At 64.9% G+C, this 1651-nt stretch carries 2 protein-coding genes; one reads left to right on the top strand and one right to left on the bottom strand.

The genetic code is table 11. From position 1 onward, the window contains the following. Nucleotides 1–171: 171 nt before the first annotated feature. Nucleotides 172–588, bottom strand: coding sequence for an IS200/IS605 family transposase (tnpA, locus tag ACWD68_RS41820; protein WP_356471978.1), 417 nt, complete (start codon nt 586–588; stop codon nt 172–174). Between the two features lie 25 nt (nt 589–613). Here tnpA and ACWD68_RS41815 point away from each other — a divergent pair. After that, on the top strand, nt 614–1651 hold a 1038-nt coding region (locus ACWD68_RS41815), incomplete at its 3' end, for an RNA-guided endonuclease InsQ/TnpB family protein (RefSeq protein ID WP_451811708.1).

Raw genomic sequence — 1651 nt, 5'->3', positions numbered from 1 at the left:
GCTACCGGGATTCATTCGCAGTGCCCCGGCGTTCACGCCGGGGGTGAAGCGAATCTGATGATGGCGACGCGGAGCGTCGCCGCATCTGGCCCGGCGGAGCCGGAGTTGGCACGTTCGTCACTCATGACGCGAAGCGTCATGACGGCCGCCCGGCGGAGCCGGGGGGAACACTCATACCGGCCGGTTCTGCTGCTCGATGTACTGCCTGACCACGGAGAGCGGGGCGCCGCCGACAGTTCCGGCGAAGTAGGAGCCGGACCACAGCTTGTTGGCCCGCCAGTAGTGCCGTACCAGGTCGGGAAACTCCTGGCGCAGGCGGCGGGAGGAGACACCCTTGAGGGAGTTGACCAGCTTGGTCACGGCGACCTTGGGCGGGAAGTTCACCAGCAGGTGGACGTGGTTGTCCTCGCCGTTGAACTCCACCAGCTCGCACTCGAAGTCCGTACACACCGACCGCATGATCTCCTCCATGCGCCTCAAGTGGGCATCGGTGAACACCTTATGCCGGAACTTGGTCACGAAGACCAAGTGCACGTGCATCACGAAAGCACAGTGCCTACCAGTTCTGATCTTATGCATCTCGCCCATAACCCAAGTATGTATCGTGATGGTCATGCAGCTCCGGTACGCCTTCAGGTTGTACCCGGACACCGGCCAGCAGAGGGCGTTGGCGAAGGCGTTCGGGTGCGCCCGTGTCGTGTTCAACGACGCGGTGCGTGCCCGTGAGGAGGCTGGAGCGGCCGAGCAGCCGTTCCCTAAGGCCGCAGAGCTGTCGAAGAGGCTGATTACCGAGGCGAAGCAGACGGTGGAGCGGTCCTGGCTGGGCGAGGTCTCCGCAGTGGTGCTCCAGCAGTCCCTGCGGGACGTCGAGACCGCGTACCGCAACTTTTTCGCCTCCCTCAAGGGCACTCGCAAGGGCCCCAAGATCGGCCCGCCCCGCTTCAAGTCCCGCAAGGACAAGCGGCAGTCGATCCGGTTCACCGCCAACGCCCGCTGGAACATCACCGACAAAGGGCGCCTGAACCTGCCGAAGGTCGGTCCGGTGAAGGTGAAGTGGTCCCGCACGCTGCCCGCCACCCCCACCTCCGTCACCGTCATCAAGGACGCGGCCGGCAGGTTCTTCGCCTCCTTCGTCATCGATACCGACCCCGCCGCCGACGCAGCCCGGATGCCCGAAACCGACCGCACCATCGGCATCGATCTCGGCCTCACCCACTTCGCCGTCCTCTCCGACGGCACGAAGATCGACTCTCCGCGGTTTCTGCGCCGGGCGGAGAAGAAGCTGAAGAAGGCCCAGCAGGAGCTGTCCCGCAAGCAGAAAGGTTCGAAGAACCGGGAGAAGGCCCGCCTCAAGGTCGCCCGCGCCCACGCCAAGGTCACCGACGCTCGTCACGAGTTCCACCACCAGCTCTCCACCCGGCTGATCTCCGAGAACCAAGGAATCGCCGTGGAGGATTTATCGGTGGCGGGACTGGCGCGGACCAGGCTGGCCAAGAGTGTGCACGACGCCGGATGGTCCTCTTTCGTGCACCTGCTGGAGTACAAAGCGGCCCGGTACGGCCGCACCCTGCTCAAGATCGGCCGATTCGAGCCGACCTCCCAGACCTGCTCCACCTGCGGTGTCAAGGACGGACCCAAACCCCTCAACGTC

The sequence above is a fragment of the Streptomyces sp. NPDC005141 genome (assembly GCF_053599975.1).
Note: the sequence above shows the minus strand (reverse complement) of the source record. Positions and strands in the feature narration are given on the sequence as shown.